Origin of the sequence: Streptosporangium sp. NPDC000095, from assembly GCF_042899335.1 — a bacterium.
In the GTDB taxonomy this organism is placed as follows: Bacteria; Actinomycetota; Actinomycetes; order Streptosporangiales; family Streptosporangiaceae; genus Streptosporangium.
The window spans coordinates 70385-88393 of sequence record NZ_JBIAZS010000001.1; the positions used below are offsets into that span (position 1 = coordinate 70385).

Annotated in this window: 12 protein-coding genes; 8 read left to right on the forward strand and 4 right to left on the reverse strand. The window is 70.6% G+C overall.

What is annotated here, in order from left to right; genetic code table 11:
• Window position 1: 1 nt before the first annotated feature.
• Both ACFY3V_RS00160 and ACFY3V_RS00165 read left to right on the forward strand, forming a co-directional pair.
• On the forward strand, window positions 2-1045 hold the full coding sequence (locus tag ACFY3V_RS00160; protein WP_362925869.1) for a ketoacyl-ACP synthase III family protein: 1044 nt from the start codon (window positions 2-4) through the stop codon (window positions 1043-1045).
• Window positions 1046-1076: 31 nt separating this feature from the next.
• Entirely contained in the window at window positions 1077-4883 is a 3807-nt protein-coding gene (locus ACFY3V_RS00165) for a type I polyketide synthase (RefSeq protein WP_389768485.1), read from the forward strand.
• 162 nt (window positions 4884-5045) lie between these two features.
• On the opposite strand, the gene ACFY3V_RS00170 is transcribed toward ACFY3V_RS00165, so the two are convergent.
• The gene (locus tag ACFY3V_RS00170) at window positions 5046-5594 is read right to left on the reverse strand and encodes an Hsp20/alpha crystallin family protein (protein WP_350947094.1); all 549 of its coding nucleotides are present in this window, start codon (window positions 5592-5594) and stop codon (window positions 5046-5048) included.
• Between the two features lie 195 nt (window positions 5595-5789).
• Window positions 5790-5930 carry a hypothetical protein gene (locus ACFY3V_RS00175; protein WP_350947093.1) on the reverse strand — a complete coding sequence of 47 codons (141 nt, stop codon included), beginning with the start codon at window positions 5928-5930 and terminating at the stop codon, window positions 5790-5792.
• Between the two features lie 267 nt (window positions 5931-6197).
• On the opposite strand from ACFY3V_RS00175, the gene ACFY3V_RS00180 reads away from it, so the two are divergent.
• The 6 genes from ACFY3V_RS00180 to ACFY3V_RS00205 all read left to right on the forward strand — a co-directional run bounded on the left by ACFY3V_RS00180 (window position 6198) and on the right by ACFY3V_RS00205 (window position 16259).
• Complete coding sequence (locus ACFY3V_RS00180; RefSeq protein WP_389768489.1) at window positions 6198-6842, forward strand: hypothetical protein; 645 nt, start codon at window positions 6198-6200, stop codon at window positions 6840-6842.
• A 259-nt stretch (window positions 6843-7101) separates the two neighbouring features.
• Complete coding sequence (locus ACFY3V_RS00185) at window positions 7102-8931, forward strand: ABC transporter ATP-binding protein (RefSeq protein WP_362905715.1); 1830 nt, start codon at window positions 7102-7104, stop codon at window positions 8929-8931.
• 146 nt (window positions 8932-9077) lie between these two features.
• Window positions 9078-10766 (forward strand): PQQ-dependent sugar dehydrogenase, encoded by a 1689-nt coding sequence (locus tag ACFY3V_RS00190; RefSeq protein WP_362905717.1) that lies wholly within the window; start codon window positions 9078-9080, stop codon window positions 10764-10766.
• Window positions 10767-11219: 453 nt separating this feature from the next.
• Entirely contained in the window at window positions 11220-12674 is a 1455-nt protein-coding gene (locus tag ACFY3V_RS00195; protein ID WP_389768493.1) for a hypothetical protein, read from the forward strand.
• A gap of 120 nt (window positions 12675-12794) precedes the next feature.
• Window positions 12795-14384 (forward strand): arabinofuranosidase catalytic domain-containing protein, encoded by a 1590-nt coding sequence (locus ACFY3V_RS00200; protein ID WP_389768496.1) that lies wholly within the window; start codon window positions 12795-12797, stop codon window positions 14382-14384.
• Window positions 14385-14429: 45 nt separating this feature from the next.
• The gene (locus tag ACFY3V_RS00205) at window positions 14430-16259 is read left to right on the forward strand and encodes an RICIN domain-containing protein (RefSeq protein ID WP_389768499.1); all 1830 of its coding nucleotides are present in this window, start codon (window positions 14430-14432) and stop codon (window positions 16257-16259) included.
• A 109-nt stretch (window positions 16260-16368) separates the two neighbouring features.
• On the opposite strand, the gene ACFY3V_RS00210 is transcribed toward ACFY3V_RS00205, so the two are convergent.
• Together ACFY3V_RS00210 and ACFY3V_RS00215 are read right to left on the reverse strand one after the other, a co-directional pair.
• Window positions 16369-17061 (reverse strand): response regulator transcription factor, encoded by a 693-nt coding sequence (locus tag ACFY3V_RS00210; RefSeq protein ID WP_350947086.1) that lies wholly within the window; start codon window positions 17059-17061, stop codon window positions 16369-16371.
• Window positions 17058-17945, reverse strand: coding sequence for a sensor histidine kinase (locus tag ACFY3V_RS00215; protein WP_389768504.1), 888 nt, complete (start codon window positions 17943-17945; stop codon window positions 17058-17060). Before ACFY3V_RS00215 ends, ACFY3V_RS00210 begins: the two co-directional genes overlap by 4 nt.
• Window positions 17946-18009 lie beyond the last annotated feature (64 nt).

The following is an 18009-nucleotide window of genomic DNA, read 5'->3' on the forward strand; positions in this document are numbered from 1 at the left end:
CATGCAGTTGGCGGACACCTACATCAGCGGGGTGGGAGCCTTCCTCCCCCGGACCGTCGTCAGCGTCGAGAAAGCCGTCGCCAAAGGCTGGTACCCGGCGCAGGAGGCCGAGCTGCACAACCTGGCCGGGGCGGTGGTGGCCGGTGACGTACCGGCTCCGGAGATGGCCCTGCACGCGGCGCGGAGCGCGCTCAAGCGCAGCGGGCGCGCGCCGGACGACCTGGATCTCCTCCTGTACGCCTCGACGTGGCACCAGGGTCCCGACGGCTGGCCCCCGCACTCCTACCTGCAGCGCCACCTCGTCGGCGGGGACGTCCTGGCCACCGAGATCCGGCAGGGCTGCAACGGGATGTTCATCGCCCTGGAGCTCGCGGCCGGCCACCTGGACGCCGTACCCGGCAGGCAGGCCGCCCTGCTGGTCGCCGCCGACAACTACGGCACCCCGCTGATGGACCGGTGGCGGATGGGCCCCGGCTACATCGGCGGGGACGCCGCCGCCGCGCTCGTGCTCACCAAGGGGACGGGTTTCGCGCGCCTGACGTCGGTCTGCACGACGACGGTGACCGAGGCCGAGGAACTCCACCGGGGCAGCGAGCCTCTCTTCCCTCCGGGCGTCACGGTCGGGCGCAAGATGAGCTTCGCCGCCAGGAACGAGCAGTTCAGGCAGCAGGTCATGCCCAAGGGCGAGGCCACCACGGCGCTGTTCAAGATCCAGCGGGCGCTGATGGAGGTCGTCGAGCGCGCGTTGACCGAGAGCGGGATCGGGGCCGGCGACCTCACCAGGGTGGCGTTCATGAACTACTCGGAGGAGATCGTCGAACAGCGGTGCATGGCCATGCTCGACCTGCCCATGTCCCGCTCGACCTGGGACTACGGTCGCACCATCGGCCACTGCGGTGCCGCCGACCAGACCCTCTCCCTCGACCACCTGCTCCTGACCGGGCAGCTGGGCCCCGGCGACCACGTGCTGATGCTCGGCACCGGGCCGGGAGTGACCGTCTCCGGCGCCGTCATCAAGATCATCGACAATCCTCAGTGGGTCTGAAGTGGGTCCGACCGAAGGGAAACGAACGCAGATGGCCGACAGTACGCGCGGAGTCCAGGTGGAACCAGTGGCGGTGATCGGGATCGGATGCCGCCTTCCCGGCGACGCCCGCTCACCGGACGAGTTCTGGGACCTGCTGCGTGCCGGCCGGAACACGACCGGGCCGCTGCCCGCGGAACGCTGGCGCCCGTACGAGAACCGAAGCCCCGAGCACGCCGCCTCGCTGCGCGACGCCGTACGTCACGGCAGCTTCCTCGACGACATCGAGGGCTTCGACGCGGAGTTCTTCGGCCTGTCGCCCCGCGAGGCCGAACTGATGGACCCGCAGCAGCGGATCCTGATGGAGACCGCGTGGGAGGCCCTGGAGCACGCCGGCCTGCCGCCGCACGAACTGACCGGCACCGACGCCGGGGTGTTCATCGGAGTCTGCACCGCCGACTACGGAGGCCGCCTCCTCGAGGACCTGCCCCAGATCGAGGCGTGGACCGGGATCGGCGCCGCGACCTGCGCCGTCGCCAATCGCATCTCCTACTCCCTGGACCTGCGCGGCCCCAGCATGGCGATCGACACCGCCTGCTCGGCGTCGCTGGTCTCGCTGCACCTGGCCGCCCAGAGCCTGCGGCTCGGCGAGAGCGACGTCGCCCTCGCCGGCGGCGTGAACCTGCTGGTCACCCCGGGTCAGACCCTCACGCTCGGCACGGCGGGAGCCCTCGCCCCCGACGGGCGGTCCAAGTCGTTCGACGCCTCGGCCGACGGCTACGGACGCGGCGAGGGCTGCGGCGTGGTCGTGCTCAAGCGGCTGTCGGACGCCCGGCGCGACGGTGACCGGATCCTCGCGCTCGTCATCGGCAGCGCCGTGAACCAGGACGGGCACACCAACGGCATCATGGCGCCGTGCGGACAGGCCCAGGAACACGTGATGATCCGGGCCTGCCGGCAGGCGGGCATCGCACCGTCCACCGTCGACTACATCGAGGCGCACGGCACGGGCACCCGGCTCGGCGACCCGCTTGAGGCGGGAGCGCTCTCCTCCGTGTACGGCACGCCGCGGCCCCCCGGCGACCCGTGCCTCGTCGGCTCCGTGAAGTCCAACATCGGTCACCTCGAGGGCGCCGCCGGCATCGCCGGCGTCATCAAGGCGGTGCTCGCCCTCCACCGCGGTGAGATCCCGCCGAGCGTGCTGGACACCCTGAACCCGTCCATCCCGTGGGAGACCTCGGGCCTTCGCGTGGTGACCGAGCAATCGGCCTGGCCCGAGCGCGACCACCCCCGCCGGGCGGGCGTCTCCAGCTTCGGGTACGGCGGCACGGTCGCGCACATCGTGCTCGAACAGGCCCCCGCGGCCCAGGAGGCTCCCCGGGGCGAGGAAGGCGGGGAGCGGCTGTTCCCGCTGTCGGCCGCCTCGGAGCAGGCACTGCGGCAGTACGCGGGCAAGCTCGCCGACCGCCTCGACCAAGGGCTCGACCTGGCGTCGGCGGGGCACACGCTCGCGCTCCGGCGCACCCATCTGGCCCGTCGCGCCGTCGTGATCGGGACGGACGGGAACGAGCTCGCGGCCGGTCTGCGCAGGCTCGCCGATGACGTGCCCGCCGAGAGCGTCATCACCGGCGACGTGCTGCCCGAGCTCGGCCCCGGGCCGGTCTGGGTCTTCTCCGGCCAGGGCTGCCAGTGGCGCGGCATGGGACGGGAACTGCTCGCCGTGCCGGAGTTCGCGTCCCTCGTCGACGAGGTGGAGCCGATCTTCGTCGAGGAGATCGGCTTCTCGCCCCGGCAGGTCCTCGCCGACGGCGATCTCGACACCATCGACCGCGTGCAGACCATGATCTTCGTGATGCAGCTGGGCCTCGCCAGGCTCTGGAACGCGTACGGGGTCACTCCGAAGGCCGTCATCGGCCACTCCGTCGGCGAGATCGCGGCGGCGGTGACGGCCGGCGCGATGACCGTCGCCGACGGCGCCCGCCTGATCTGCCGCCGCTCCCGGCTGCTGCGCCAGGTCGAGGGCGAGGGGGCGATGGCGATGGTCGACCTGTCGTTCGAGGAGGCGGCGGAGCGGCTCGCCGGCCGTACCGACCTGGTGGCCGCGATCTCGTCGGCCCCCGGTTCCACCGTGCTGTCCGGCGACGTCGCCGCGGTCGAGGCGGTGGTGAACGAGTGGCCCGCCGAGGGCATCGTGGTGCGGCGGGTGGCCTCCGACGTCGCCTTCCACAGCCCGCACATGGACCCGCTCGCCGTCGAACTCGCCGCCGCCGTCGCCGATCTCTCGTTCGGCGCGCCTCGCGTCCCCATGTACACGACCGCGCTGGCCGACCCCCGGTCGACGCCCGTCCTGGACGGCGCGTACTGGGCGGCGAACCTGCGAGACCCCGTGCGGCTCACCGCGGCGACGACGGCCGCGGCGCAGGACGGCCACCGCGTGTTCCTGGAGATCTCCCCCCACCCCGTGGTCGCGCACTCGGTGACCGAGACGCTCTCGGAGAACGGGTTCGACGACGTGTTCGTCGGCACGTCACTGCGCAGGAACCAGCCCGAGTCCTCGACCTTCCTCGTCGCGCTGGGCACGGCGCACTGCCACGGCGTCGAGGTGGACTGGAGCCGGCTGCAGCCGTCCGGCGGCCTGGCCGACCTGCCGCCGTACGCCTGGCAGCACCGCCGCCACTGGCGGGAGGCGTACACCGGCGACGACAACCGGGGGCACGACGTGCACTCCCACACCCTGCTCGGGGCCGGGACCGGCCTCGCGGGCAGCCGGACCCGGGTGTGGCGGACCAGCCTGGAGGACGCCAACCGGCCCTACCCGGGCAGTCACGCCCTCAACGGGGTCGAGATCGTGCCCGCCGCCGTGCTCGTCAACACGTTCCTGCACGCGGTCGAGGACGAGGACGTCACGCTCACCGACGTGGAGATGATGCATCCGCTGATGACCGCGGAACGCAGGCAGATCCAGGTCGTGCACGAGCCTCCGGCGGTGCGGCTCGCGGCCCGTACCCCGGCCGGTCCCGACGAGCCGGAACCCGCCTGGCTGGTGCACGTCACCGCGGACGTGGCCGCCCCCGGCCAGGTGAAACCCGACGTGCTGCCGGACGCGGACGCTCTCACCCCGATCGATCCCGGGTTCGTGCACAAGCGGCTCGCAGGCGTCGGCGTGCCCTCGACGGGCTTCGACTGGACGATCGAGACGCTGCTGAGCGGGGACGGCGTGCTGCGGGCCACGGTCCGCACCGGGGAGGCGGAGGGCTGGACGCCGGCGCTGGACGCGGCGATGTCCGTGGCCCCCTGCGTGTTCCCCGGCGATCCGGTGCTGCGCATGGTCGTGCACATCGACGAGATGACGCTGACCGGCGCGCCTCCCTCGACGGTGATCATCGACGCGGCCGTCGACCCTGCCGCCGAGGACACCGTCCGGGTGCTCCTCGCCGACGTGGACGGCCGGGTGGTGGGACACCTCACCGGACTCCGCTATCCGGTGATCGACGCGCCCGCCCCGGCCGAGGAGGATCTCGGTGGGCCCGCGGAGTCGTTCTCCGGTCTGGCGCCCGAGGACCTGCGCGAGCGTGTCCTGCCCGAGATCCGCGCGGAGATCGCCGCCGTGATGAGGCTCGCCCCCGAGGACCTGGCGATCAGGCGTCCCCTGGTCGAGCAGGGGCTCGACTCGGTGATGACCATCATGGTCCGGCGACGTCTGGAGAAGCGCTTCGGCCGCCGTCTCCCGGCGACCCTGCTGTGGCAGCAGCCCACCATCACCGCGATCGCGAACCACCTGGTGGAGCTTCTCACGGCTCCGGGACCGGAGGTGGCGACGGAGACCGCCGCCGAGAGCGTGCTCGCGATCGGAGGCTGAGGCCGCCTGCCGGGTGTCCGAGAGGGATCCCTCTCGGACACCCGGCAGGCGCGTGCGGTGCGGGGGTGGACGGCTCAGTCGGTCATGCGGGCCGCGCACGGACAGCGAGGCGTCGAGAGACGGCGAGAACCTCGACCTGCGGACGTGAGGGGGAAGGCCCGGTCAGGACCGCTTTCCGCCTTCGGATCGCCCTCCGGAGCGGCCGCTCTCCGAACGTCCACTCTCCGGGCGCCCCTTGGAATGCCCGGCCTTGACCTGGATGCGTCGCCCCTGTCCCTGGGTGGCCTTGGGGATCCGCAGGGTCAGGATCCCCTCCTCCATCGACGCCTCCACGCCCTCCTGGTCCACGTCGGAGGGGAGCGAGGTGTGGAAGTGGAATCGTCCCGTCCGAACCCGCAGCGCGTTGGAACTTCCCTCTTCCTTGTGGACCTCGCCGTTGACGCACAGTTCGCGGCCGTTGATGGAGATCTCGACGTCCTCGGGTGAGATGCCGGGCATCTCCAGCCTGGCGAGGTAGGCGTCGTCGATCTCGTCGATCTCGGCGATCGGCATCCACGGGCGTTCCGCCTCGCCCTCGACCGTCGGCCGGGTCAGCAGTCCGAGCTGGCTGAACAGGTCCTGCATCTCCCCGAAGGGGTCCCTTCGCAGTATCGCGAACGGCTCGACCCCGTGCATGTGGCCGCCCCTGGTGCGCCTCATCGGCAATGTCATGACATCCCCCTGCTTACGCTTGAATCAGGCTCCTCGTCCCCCACGAGGGAACCTCGGCCGCAGCAGGGCAACGGCCCGCGCGGCCAGTAGCACAGCGCTACCGCGTAGTGACAGATACCCGACAAAGGTCGCGACTACACTCGCCGCCGACCCCACCCGCCCCGCCGGGCGGTATCCCCGGCGACCTCCAGCGGGTCACCTCTCGGGCTCCCCCTCCTCGGCCCGGTAGGACGTGGTCCAGGTGGCACCGCACCGGCAGTGGGACAGCACGAGCAGCTCGCCCCCCTCGGTCACGGTCATGTCGCGATTGAGGCGGACGTGAACATGCGTGCTCATGACGGGTGGACCTCCATTTGATCATTGGTTCCGGCCGGTCCTCGGCCGCGAAGCCCCGGCGCCGTCGGGGCCGCGGTCACGCCGCCCGGCCCGGGGAGGTGATGTCTTTCCTCACCACATCCCTAAAGTATGCGATTTTATGACAAAAGTGATGATTTTCCATATTTAGCCCATGGGCTCGCGTCCTCCAGGAAGGAGGCCGAACGCCGACGAGCGCGGCGATTCCCCCGCCCCGCGCTCGCGAAATTTTTTCCATATGGTAAAAGCATGTTCTTCGAGCCCCCATCGGCACAGGAAGAAGCACTCCGCCCGCCCAAACTCGGGCCGCCCGCCTGGTACGCCCCGCCCGCGGAGGAGATGGGCGCGGCAGTGACCAGCGATCTACTGCTCGCCCGCACCCCGAACGTCGCCGTCGCCCTGCCGACGATCCGGGCGTTCACCACCGGATGCCTGTTGGACGTGGAGATCGTCATGAGGCGGCGTTCCCTGCCTCCCGACGACTTCCAGGCCCTCCAGATGTCCGTGTTCCCCCACATGATCTCCAGCGTGAGCGCCCGCGGGTTACCGGACAACCTGCTGCGGTTCGGCGTCCGCTTCGCCGACGGCACCAAGGCCACCACCGTCGGACAGAGGTTCGACCTGGCAGGGCTCCCGCAGGATCCGCCCGCGAGCCCACAGCTCTCCTGGCTGCTCGGAGGCACGTCCCTGCGTAGCGGCGACAATGACGAAGGGAGTCTCTTCAACATAGGACTGTGGCTCTGGCCCTCACCGCCCCCGGAGACCTTCGAACTCGGCGTGGAGTGGCCCGATGGCGGGATCGAGCTGAGCATCACCCCCCTGGACGGCGCGGCCATCGTGTCCGCCGCCGAGCGATCGGTCCCGTACTGGCCCGATCCCCCACCGGGCGACTGACGCGCTCCCGGCGTGAAGGCCGGAGCACGGCGGACGATTTCAACGGACCCTGACCTGCGCGGACCTCCACGAGTCCCGCTCGCCGCCCTCCCGGCCACGGCACGCACTTGACCGAGAGGGCCTAACCGCCCCGAGAACCTCGGACCCGCCGCCCAGCCGGGGCGACGGAGCCCCGATGACCCGGCCGGCGAAAAATCGTTCGCATCCTCCTGACACCCTGCGTCACCATTGCCATGACCGAGGGTGTTCGGAGGGGCGGATGGCCGTGCTGGAATCACTCGATTCTCCAGAAGACAGACCGTCTCCCCGGAGGTCGGCCGTCCTGCTGGCGCTGCGGTACTACAACCGGGAGCTGCTGAGACAGTGGCGGGTCGCCGTGCCCGCGCTCACCCTGCCCGCGTTGGGCAACACCTGCCTGTTCTATCTCGCCCCGCTCGCGGTGGGCGCGATCGTGGGGCGCCTGTCCGATGGCGGGGACGACGACGTCGCCGCCCTCATGCCGTACGTGCTCGGCTTCGGCGCGACGCTGCTCGCCGGGGAGGTGCTGTGGCGGGTGGGCATTCACTTCCTGAACCGTACGGACGCCCGGGGGGTCGAGTGGCTCGGGGTGATGGCCATGGACAGGCTGCTGGCCAAGGACGCCGCGTTCTTCCACGACAACTTCGCCGGCTCGCTGACCAAGCGGGTACTGAGCTTCTCCGGCGGGTTCGAGAACTTCGTGGACACGCTCACCTTCTCGATCATCGCCAAGGTGGTGCCGCTGGCCTTCGCCTCGGTGGTGCTGTGGCGGTATCACCCGCTGCTGGTCTTCGTCCTCCTCGGCCTCATCGTCGTCACAGGCCTCGTCATCGCCCCGCTCATTCGCCGTCGCCAGAGACTGGTGGACCAGCGTGAGGCCGCGAAGGTGCGGGTGTCCGGGCACATCGCCGACGTGCTGGCCAACATGGAGACGGTCCGCGCGTTCGCCGCCGAGGAGCGCGAGGCCGCGAAGCACCGGGCGCGGGTCGCCGAGCAGCGCGGGCTGACGCTCCGCTCCTGGGACTACGCCAACCTCCGGGTGGACACCGTCATCGCCCCGCTCTCGATCCTCACCAGCACCCTCGGCCTGCTCCTCGCCATCACCCTCCGCGGCGGCCTGGGCGTGGAGGCGATCGTGGTGACGTTCAGCTACTACACGACCTCGATCAACATCATGTTCGAGTTCAACCAGATCTACCGTCGCATGGAGAGCGTGCTCACCGAGTCCGCCCAGTTCACCGAGCTCCTCCTCACCCCGCCGGCAGTCGTCGACCCCAAGGACCCGCAGCCGCTGCGCCCCGCCGACGCCGGCGTCCGGTTCGAGCGGGTGACGTTCGCGCACTCCGGCAATCCGCCGCTGTTCGACGGCCTGGACCTGCACATTCCCACCGGCACCAAGGTCGGCCTGGTGGGCCGGTCGGGCGGCGGCAAGACCACCCTCACCCGGCTGCTGCTACGCCTCATGGACATCGAGGGCGGCCGGATCCTCATCGGCGGCCAGGACGTCACCCGGCTCCGCCAGGCCGACCTGCGCAGCCTGATCTCCTACGTCCCGCAGGAGCCCGCCCTGTTCCACCGGTCGTTGCGCGACAACATCGCCTTCGCCCGGCCGGGCGCCACCGATGCCGAGATCCACCGGGTGGCGCGGGCGGCGCACGTCACGGAGTTCGCCGAGACCCTGCCGAACGGCTTCGACACGCTGGTCGGGGAACGCGGCGTCAAACTCTCCGGCGGCCAGCGGCAGCGCGTCGCCCTCGCCCGCGCCATCCTGCGCGACGCGCCGATCCTGCTGCTGGACGAGGCCACGAGCGCGCTGGACTCCGAGAGCGAGACTCTCATCCAGGAGGCCCTGTGGGGCCTGATGCGTGACCGCACCGCCCTCGTGGTCGCGCACCGGCTGAGCACCGTCGTGCGCATGGACCGCCTCGTCGTCCTCGACCAGGGCCGCATCGTGGAACAGGGCGACCACCACGAGCTCCTTCGTGCCCAGGGACCGTACTCCCGCCTGTGGCACCACCAGTCCGGCGGTTTCCTCCTCGAAGAGGACAGCTCGGACGCCGTCCCCCGCTGAGAGTCTCACCGTTCGCGTGAAATTTTCACCGGTGTGACGCCGTACTCCCAGAGTGTCAGGGTGGATCGATCACGGTGTTTGAGGTTCCGCGGCCCGCGTGCCTACGGTGCTGACATACGTAAAGTGATTCGGTCAAGGAGGCCATCATGCGCGCCCGCGTCATACCGGCCCTGATTCTGGCTCTGCTCGCGCTGGTCGTCACCGCCCCCGAGGCCCGCGCCCAGGTGGTGGGCGGCTTCGACTTCTCCCGGGCGCAGGTCTCCGTCACGGGCCTCCAGGTTCCCTGGGGTCTGGCGTTCCTGCCGGACGGCAGCGCGCTGGTGTCAGAACGCAACACCGGACGCATCCTGCGGGTGCGGCCGGACCAGACACCCACGGCGGTCGCCACCATCAGCGGGGTGAGCGCCTCGGGTGAGAGCGGCCTGCTCGGCATCGCCGTGTCGCCCACCTACGCCCAGGACGGCTGGGTGTACGCGTACTTCACCAGCACCGCCGGGGACAACCGCCTGGTCAGGCTGCAACTGACCGCGCCACAGACACAGACGGTGATCCTCTCGGGGGTACCGAGCGCCACCATCCACGACGGCGGCCGCATCGCCTTCGGGCCCGACGGCATGCTCTACGTGGCGACCGGCGACGCCGGCACCACCGCCAACGCGCAGAACGTCAACAGCCTCGCCGGGAAGATCCTGCGGATGACACCCACCGGAGGCGTGCCCTCGGGCAATCCGATCGCCGGCTCCCGCGTCTGGACCTACGGCCACCGCAACGTCCAGGGCCTGACCTGGGACTCCCAGGGCAGGATGTACGCCGCCGAACTCGGGCAGAACACCCGGGACGAGATCAACCAGATCGTCGCGGGCTCCAACTACGGCTGGCCGACGTGCGAGGGCACCTGCAACAACCCCTCCTTCCGCGACCCGATCGTCACGTGGACGACCGCCGAGGCGTCGCCGAGCGGGCTGGCCTGGGCCAACAACACGCTCTTCGTCGCCGCGCTGCGCGGCCAGCGCCTCTGGACGGTGCCACTGAGCGGCGCCGGCACCCCCGGCACGCCGCTGGCCGAGTTCCAGTCCACCTACGGGCGGCTCCGCACGGTCGCGGTCGGTCCGGACGGCTGGCTCTGGGTGGCGACCAGCAACCGGGACGGCCGCGGCACCCCGGCGGCGCAGGACGACCGCATCGTCCGCGTCCCACCGGCCACCACCGGGGGCGACACCACCGCGCCGACCGCGCCGACCGGCCTCACCGCGTCGGGGACGACCTCCACCGGCACCACCCTGGCCTGGACCGCCTCCACCGACAACGTGGGCGTGACCGGATACGACGTCCTGCGCGCGCCGGGCGCGTCCGGCGGCACCTTCACCCAAGTGGGGACCTCGGCCACCACCTCGTACGCCGAGACCGGGCTCACCGCGAACACCACCTACCGCTACCAGGTCCGGGCCCGCGACGCGGCGGGCAACCTCTCGCCGGTGTCGAACACGGTGACGGTCACCACCACCCCGGGTGGCGGCGGCCCCGGTGGGTGCTCGGCGACGGGGACCGTCCAGACGCAGTGGTCGAACGGATACGTGATCCAGCCGGTCACGGTCACCAACACCGGCACGTCCGCTACCAGTGGCTGGACGGTGACCTTCACGCTGCCGAGCGGCCACGCCGTCACCGGTTCGTGGAACGCCACGCTGACCGTGAGCGGGCAGACCGTCACGGCGAGGAGCGCCGGGCACAACGGCGCGCTCGGCCCGGGCCAGAGCACCACCTTCGGTTTCCAGGCGAGCCGCCCCAACGGCAACACCCAGACGCCGTCCGGCTACCAGTGCACGAGCCCCTGAGTCCTGCCCACGCCTGAGAGAAGCGGCACGCCACCGGGGAATCGGTCCCCCGATGGCGCGCCGATCCCGGTGGGCACGCGCACCCGCCTCGCATCGCCGTGCGAGGCGGGTGCGGTTCGGTTCGTGTTCGACCGGGGCCTCGGCCACCGACGGCCGAGCCCCGTCATCCGCCGCGCTTCGCGCGGATCGTCGGGCGGGGATGCGCAGGTCGACGCCGATTCTCGGCGTGAAGCGAACCGATTCGATGAATCAAGCAGGGTGAACATGGCCTGTCCACCCGGAACAGTCAAGGCATCCATCACGCTAAAAGCCGTGTTTTACGAAACATCGATGTCATCGAACCGTCACTTCATTGACACGCTTCGGTGACCGGTTCTACGATCCTTTCGAATCGGTTCGCAAGTGCAGCCCTCCGAAGAGCGTCCCCCCCCAACGCCCTGCAAGGAGCCGCCCGTGAAAGCCCCCTCCCGCGGCAGGCCGCGACGATCCCGTGCGCTCGTCGCCCGTCTCGTGGTCGGCCTGCTCGTCACCGGCGCCTCCGTGACCGTCACCGGCTCCCCGGCCCAGGCCGCCGACGAGTCGATCACCGTCGACTTCTCCACCACCGGCGGTGCGCCGACCTACCGCGCCTCCGGCTGGATCTACGGCATGCCGGAGAACGCCGTCGGACCGGCCGACCACTTCTTCCGCGACGTCAACTTCCGTTTCATGCGCGCCGGCGGCGCGCAGCTCCCCGGGAGTGGCTGGGTCGGCGGGACCTACGAGCGCCGGTGGAACTCCACCCTCGCCCAGGCGCGCAGGACCGTCGCCCTCGGCGGTCGGTTCATCCTCCTGCCGCACGACCTGTGGGGTGCGGACGGCGCCGGGATCTCCCGCTTCCCCGGCGACAACGGCGACTGGACCGACTACGACGACTTCCTGAACCGCCTCGTCAACGACGTCCGGGCCTCCGGGCTGAGCATGCAGTGGGACATCTGGAACGAGCCCAACATCACCCTGTTCTGGAACCGCCCGATCTCCCAGTACCTCGAACTGTGGCGCCGCACCTACCGGCGCATCCGGGCGGAGTTCCCCAGCCGGCTCATCGTCGGCCCGAGCTGTGCCTGCGTCCCGTCCACCACACACACCTTCTGGAACCAGTACCTGGACTTCGTCCGCTCGACCGACACGGTGCCGGACATCATCAGCTGGCACTCGCTGCCCGGCGACCCGGTCGCCAACGTCGCCGCCGCCAACGCCACCCTCGACCCGCGCGGCATCCCGCACCCCCGCCCGTACCAGATCAACGAGTACGGCGCGCCCGAGGAGCAGAACCCCGCCGACGGCGCCTGGTACATCGCGCGGCTGGAGCGGGCCCGCGCGGACGGCCTGCGGGCGAACTGGGCCGGTGGCGGCGACCTGCACAACGACCTCGCCAACCTGCTGGTCCGCGACTCGGCCGGCCGGCACCAGCCCAAGGGCGAGTGGTGGGTCTACCGCTACTACGCCTCGCAGACCGGACAGGTCGTCTCGGTGACCGCCGGGCCGTCGTACGACGCGCACGCCACCAAGACGAGCGGGGTCGCGAAGGTGCTGGTCGGCGGCGGTCGCACCACCGGAAACCTGACCGTGAACCTGCGGCGCCTGGACACCACCAGCGGCATCGTGCAGAACAACCAGGTGCGTGTCCTCACCCAGCGCATCCCGTACAACGGCGGCGGCGCGGTGCAGGGCCCGATCACGGTCTCGAACAACGTGGTGAACCTGTCGAACAACAACGTCACGGCGACCCTGCCGTACGGCAACCAGACCGACACCTACACCATCACCCTGCTGCCGCCCTCGGACGGCGGCCTCCAGTCGGTGGTGGTGGCCCAGCACTCCCGCCCGGACGCGACACCGCAGGCCCCACCCGCCCACCGCCGGTGACCCTGGCGGGCCAGAGTCGCCGTCAACACGGTGGAAGTGCTGTCGAATCGGTTCGACAGCACCGTCACCGTGGAACGTCCGCAGACCCTCGCTTTCTCACAACAGAACAGGAGTCACACCGTGCGAATCCCGTTACGCAGCAGGTCAGGGCAGGTCCGCGACCGCATGCCCCGACGCCGTCGCCTCCGGCTGCTGAGCGCCCTGGCCGGCGCGCTCGCCGGCGTCCTCATCGTCGGCGGCGTCACACCAGGCACCCAGGCTCCGGCCGAGGCGGCCGCCTCGGCGTCGGCGGCGGCCGCCATCGAGCCGGGGCAGAGCACCAGAATCGTGGGCACCGCGTCCGGCCGCTGTCTCGAAGTCCCCAACGCCGGCACCGCCAACGGCGCCCAGACACAACTGTGGGACTGCCACGGCGGCGCCGGCCAGATCTGGACCTGGACGTCGAGCAAGCAGCTCATGGTCTACGGCAACAAGTGCCTGGACGCCTACGGCCGGGGCACCTCGAACGGCACCGCGGCGGTGATCTGGGACTGCAACGGCCAGACCAACCAGCAGTGGAACGTCAACGCCAACGGCACCATCACCGGCGTGCAGTCCGGCCTGTGCCTCGACGCCAACGGCGCCGGCACCGCGAACGGCACCAAGATCCTCCTGTGGGCGTGCCACGGCGGCACCAACCAGCAGTGGACCTCGCCCACCACTCCGACCCCGACGCCGACTGTGACGCCGACGCCACCTCCGCCCGGCGCGCGTCCGTGTGACATCTACGCCTCCGGCGGCACCCCGTGCGTGGCGGCCCACAGCACGACGCGGGCGCTCTATGAAGCGTACGCCGGCAACCTGTACCAGGTCCGCCGCTCGTCGGACAACACGACCCGCAACATCGGCCTGCTGGCCGCGGGCGGCACCGCCAACGCCGCGACGCAGGACTCGTTCTGCGCCGGCACGACCTGCGTGGTGACGGTCGTCTTCGACCAGTCGGGACGGGGCAACGACCTGTGGTACCAGGGATCGAGCGTGGTTCCCGGCTCGCCGCAGAGCAGGCCGGCGATCGCCACCTCGGAGTCCCTCACCGTGGGCGGCGCGAAGGCGTACTCGCTCTACATCAACCCCGGCAACAGCTACTGGCGGGACGGGCACCTCACCGGGGTGCCGACCGGCGCCGCCCCCGAGGGCATGTACATGGTGACCAGCGGCACCCACGTCAACAACGGCTGCTGCTTCGACTACGGCAACAGCGAGACGACGCGGAAGGCCGACGCCGCCGGGGCGATGGACGCCATCAACTTCAGCACCCAGTGCTGGTTCGGCGGCTGTTCCGGCACGGGTCCCTGGGTGCAGGCCGACCTCGAATGGGGCCTCTTCCCCGGCGGCAGCCAGAGCTGGAACCCGAACCAGCGCGCCTTCAACAGCAAGTTCGTCACCGCGACCCTGAAGAACAACGGCACCACGCGCTTCGCGATCAAGGGCAGCAACGCCCAGTCCGGCAGCCTCTACACGCTGTGGGACGGCGCGCTCCCGCCCGGATACAGCCCGATGAAGAAGCAGGGCGCGATCATCCTGGGCAGCGGCGGAGACTGTTGCAAGCCCGACGGCGGTGCGAACCTGAGTGCGGGCACCTTCTACGAAGGGGCCATGGTCGCCGGCTACCCGTCCGACGCGACCGAGAACGCGGTACAGGCAAGCGTGGTGTCCGCCGGCTATCGCTGAGCGGGCACAGAGCGGTAAGGGTTCCCAGGTCTTTGTGGAGGTCTGATGAGCAACCGCACGGTCCATCCGGTACTCCGTAGGACGGCCGTCCTGATGGCCGCGACGCTCCTGCTCGTGGTGAATCTGGTCGGCAGCGGTTCGGCGGAAAGGATGCAGATGTGGGACAACGGCGTGGCCGACACCCCGCCGATGGGGTGGAACAGCTACGACTCGTTCAACTGGAGGGTCACCGAGGCCGATGTCCGGGCCAATGCCGACTACATGGGTGCGAACCTGCGGCAGCACGGCTGGCAGTACGTCGTCATCGACTGGGCGTGGTACTACCCCGGCCAGCACACCGGTAGCCCCAACCAGGACGCCAACCTGCAACCCCGGCTCCGGATGGACGCCAACGGGCGGTTGCTGCCCGACACCACCCGGTTCCCCTCGGCGGCCGGCACCAACGGATTCAAACCGCTCGCCGACTACGTGCACGCCCAGGGGCTGAAGTTCGGCGTGCACCTGATGCGAGGCATTCCCCGGCAGGCGGTCGCGGACAACGTGCCGATCCTCGGCACCGACTGCCGCGCCAACCAGATCGCCAACGGCACCACCGCGGCCTGGCTCAACCTCATGTGGGGGCTGGACATGACCAACCCCTGCGCGCAGGCGTACCTCGACTCGGTGTTCCAGCTGCTGGCCTCCTGGGGGGTCGACTTCGTGAAGGTGGACGACATCTCCGCGCCGACGTACCGGCAGGCGGAGGTCGAGGGGTACCGGGTGGCGATCCAGCGCAGCGGTCGCCCGATGGTGCTGAGCCTCTCCCCCGGCGCGACCCCGCTGGCCGGCGGATCGCACGTGCGGGCGAACGCGCACATGTGGCGGATCGTGAACGACCTGTGGGACAACTGGTCGGCTCTCGACGCGTTGTTCGACCAGTTGCACAACTGGACGCCGCACCGGACGAAGGGAGCGTGGCCCGATCCGGACATGATCCCGATCGGGCGGCTGTCGAAGTACGGCCCGGTCGGTTCGCCGCGATACTCCAACCTCACCGCCGACGAGCAACGCACGCTCATGACCCTGTGGGCGATCAACCGGGCGCCGCTGATGTGGGGCGGCAACCTCGTCGAGAACCGGCCGGCGGAGCTGGCGTTGATGACCAACTCCGCGGTGCTCGCGGTCGACCAGCACAGCACCGACAACCGCCGGCTCTACGGAGGGACCCGGCAGGTGTGGACCGCCAACGTGCCGGACAGCGACCACCGCTACGTCGCCCTGTTCAACCGAGAGAGCGCGACGGCCAACGTGTCGGTGAACCTCGCCGACCTCGGCATCGGCTCGGCCGTCGTGACCGACCTGTGGTCCGGCGCGAACCTCGGCACCTCGACCGGGACGTTCAGCCGTTCGCTGCCCCCGCACGGCTCCGGGCTCTACCGGCTGGCTCCCCAGACCACCGTCCCGCCACCGGCCACCTACACGATGACCGCGCGGCACAGCGGGAAGTCGCTGGACGTCAACAACGCCGCGACGACCGACGGCGCGAACATCGTGCAGTGGACGGCGAACGGGCAGGCGAACCAGCGCTGGCGCTTCCAGGACGCCGGTGGCGGCTACTACACGGTGACGAGCGTCAGCAGCGGCAAGTGCCTCGACGTGTACGGCGGCGCCACCGCGACCGCGAACGGTGCCCGGGTGGTCCAGTGGGCCTGCAACGGAGGCACCAACCAGCAGTGGCGTCTCCAGGACGCCGGCAACGGCTACGTGCGGCTCGTCGCCCGCCACAGCGACAAGTGCCTCGACGTGCTGAACGCCGGCACCGCCGACGGAGTCCAGGTCGTGCAGTGGACCTGCGGCACCGGCACCAACCAGCAGTGGCTCCGCACCCAGCTGTGACCGTGGGCGAGTGAGCCATCATGCCTCGGGGGCGGGACGACGGTCGTCGTCCCGCCCCCGAGGCCGCAGTGACCTCCGAGTAAGGGGAGAGGACGGACAGGTGCGGAGTTCAGCGGATGTTTCCGGTGTGTCCGCGCGGTCGCACCAGTCCCGCGTCGAACGCGGCGATGACGAGCTGCGCTCTGTCACGCGCGCCGGCTTTGGCGAGCAGGTGAGAGATATGCGTCTTGACGGTTTTGACGGATATCGTGAGCCGGGCGGCGATCTCGTCGTTCGACAGGCCCCGCCCGACGAGGGTGAGCACCTCGACCTCCCTGCCGGTCAGCCGCCCCACCGGCGGACGCGGGTGCGAGCGCGGCGTCATCACGTAATGCTCGACGAGCCGGGTGAGGATCGACGGGGCGAAGAGGGACTCCCCGCGATGGGTGCGCCAGATCGCGTCGATGAGCTGCTCGGGCACGGTGTCCTTGAGGAGAAACCCCGAAGCACCGGCGTGCAGGGCTTCGTAGACGTACTCGTCCAGCTCGAACATGCTCAGCACGAGAATTCTGCTCGTCGCCAGTGCCGGGTCGGCGCCGATCTCCCGGGTGGCCCTGAGCCCGTCGAGCCGGGGCATGCGCACATCCATCAGGATCACGTCGGGTCGGGTCGCTCGCGCCACGGCCAGCGCCTCCACGCCGTCGCCGGCCTCACCGACGACGGCCAGGCCGGCCGCGTTGTCGATGACCATCGCGAGACTCCTGCGGAGTAAGGGCTGGTCATCAGCGAGCACCACCCGGACGGGGCGGTCGCCGTCGTTCACGTGCCGACCTCGTCCGGGATCCGGGCGACGACCCGGAAGCCTCCTTCGACGGCCGCGGCGTGGAGGCTGCCGCCGAGACCCGAGACGCGTTCCCGAAGGCCCGCCAGCCCGTGGCCCGCGCCGGGCCTCGCCGACCAGGGGCCTTCGGGGCCACCGTCGGGACCGCTGTCGGCGACCGTGACCACCACCGTGCCCCCGTCCCGGTAGACGTGCACCGAGACGGTGGTGGGACCGGCGTGACGCGCCGAGTTGTTCAGGGCCTCCCGCACGATTTTGCAGATCGCGACCTGGACCCCCTGGGAGACCTCGCCCAGCGGTTCGAGGTCCAGCCGGGTACGAAGGCCGGTGATCTCGGTGCCGCGGACGATCGCGGGAAGCTGCTCGAGACTCTCCACGGGCAGCCGCGGAACCTCCTCGTCGCGGGAGTCTCCGGACGTGCGGAGCACGGTCAGCATGCGACGCAACTCGGCCGTCGCGTTCCTGCCCGCCGCCTCGATGTCCGCGAGGGCCTCCCGCAGCTCGGCGACGTCACGCCCGTCGGCGTTCGTGACCTGGCGGACCGCGGCGGCGCGAACGGTGATCAGCCCGAGGCCGTGGGAGACGATGTCGTGCAGGTCCCGCGCGATCCGCATCCGCTCCGCCAGCACCGCCTCCGTGGCGGCCCAGCTGGTGAGCCGCGCCTCGTAGTCGGCACGGGTGGCGCGCGTCCGCCGGACCGCCCAGACCGCGACGCCGATCGCGATCGCCGCGATCAGCGAGGGAACGACATCGGCGAGTGGTCCATCGGCTCCTGTCGCGAGAAGGACCGCGAGCAGCACGACGAACACCACGCCGCTGACCAGCCCGGCATGCGAGCGCCATACAGGCCGCTGAAGCGTGTTCATCACCGTCATCCTAGGCGCCGAGCCGAAGCCCTCGTCAGGTTCGGAACAAGGGCCAGGGCACATC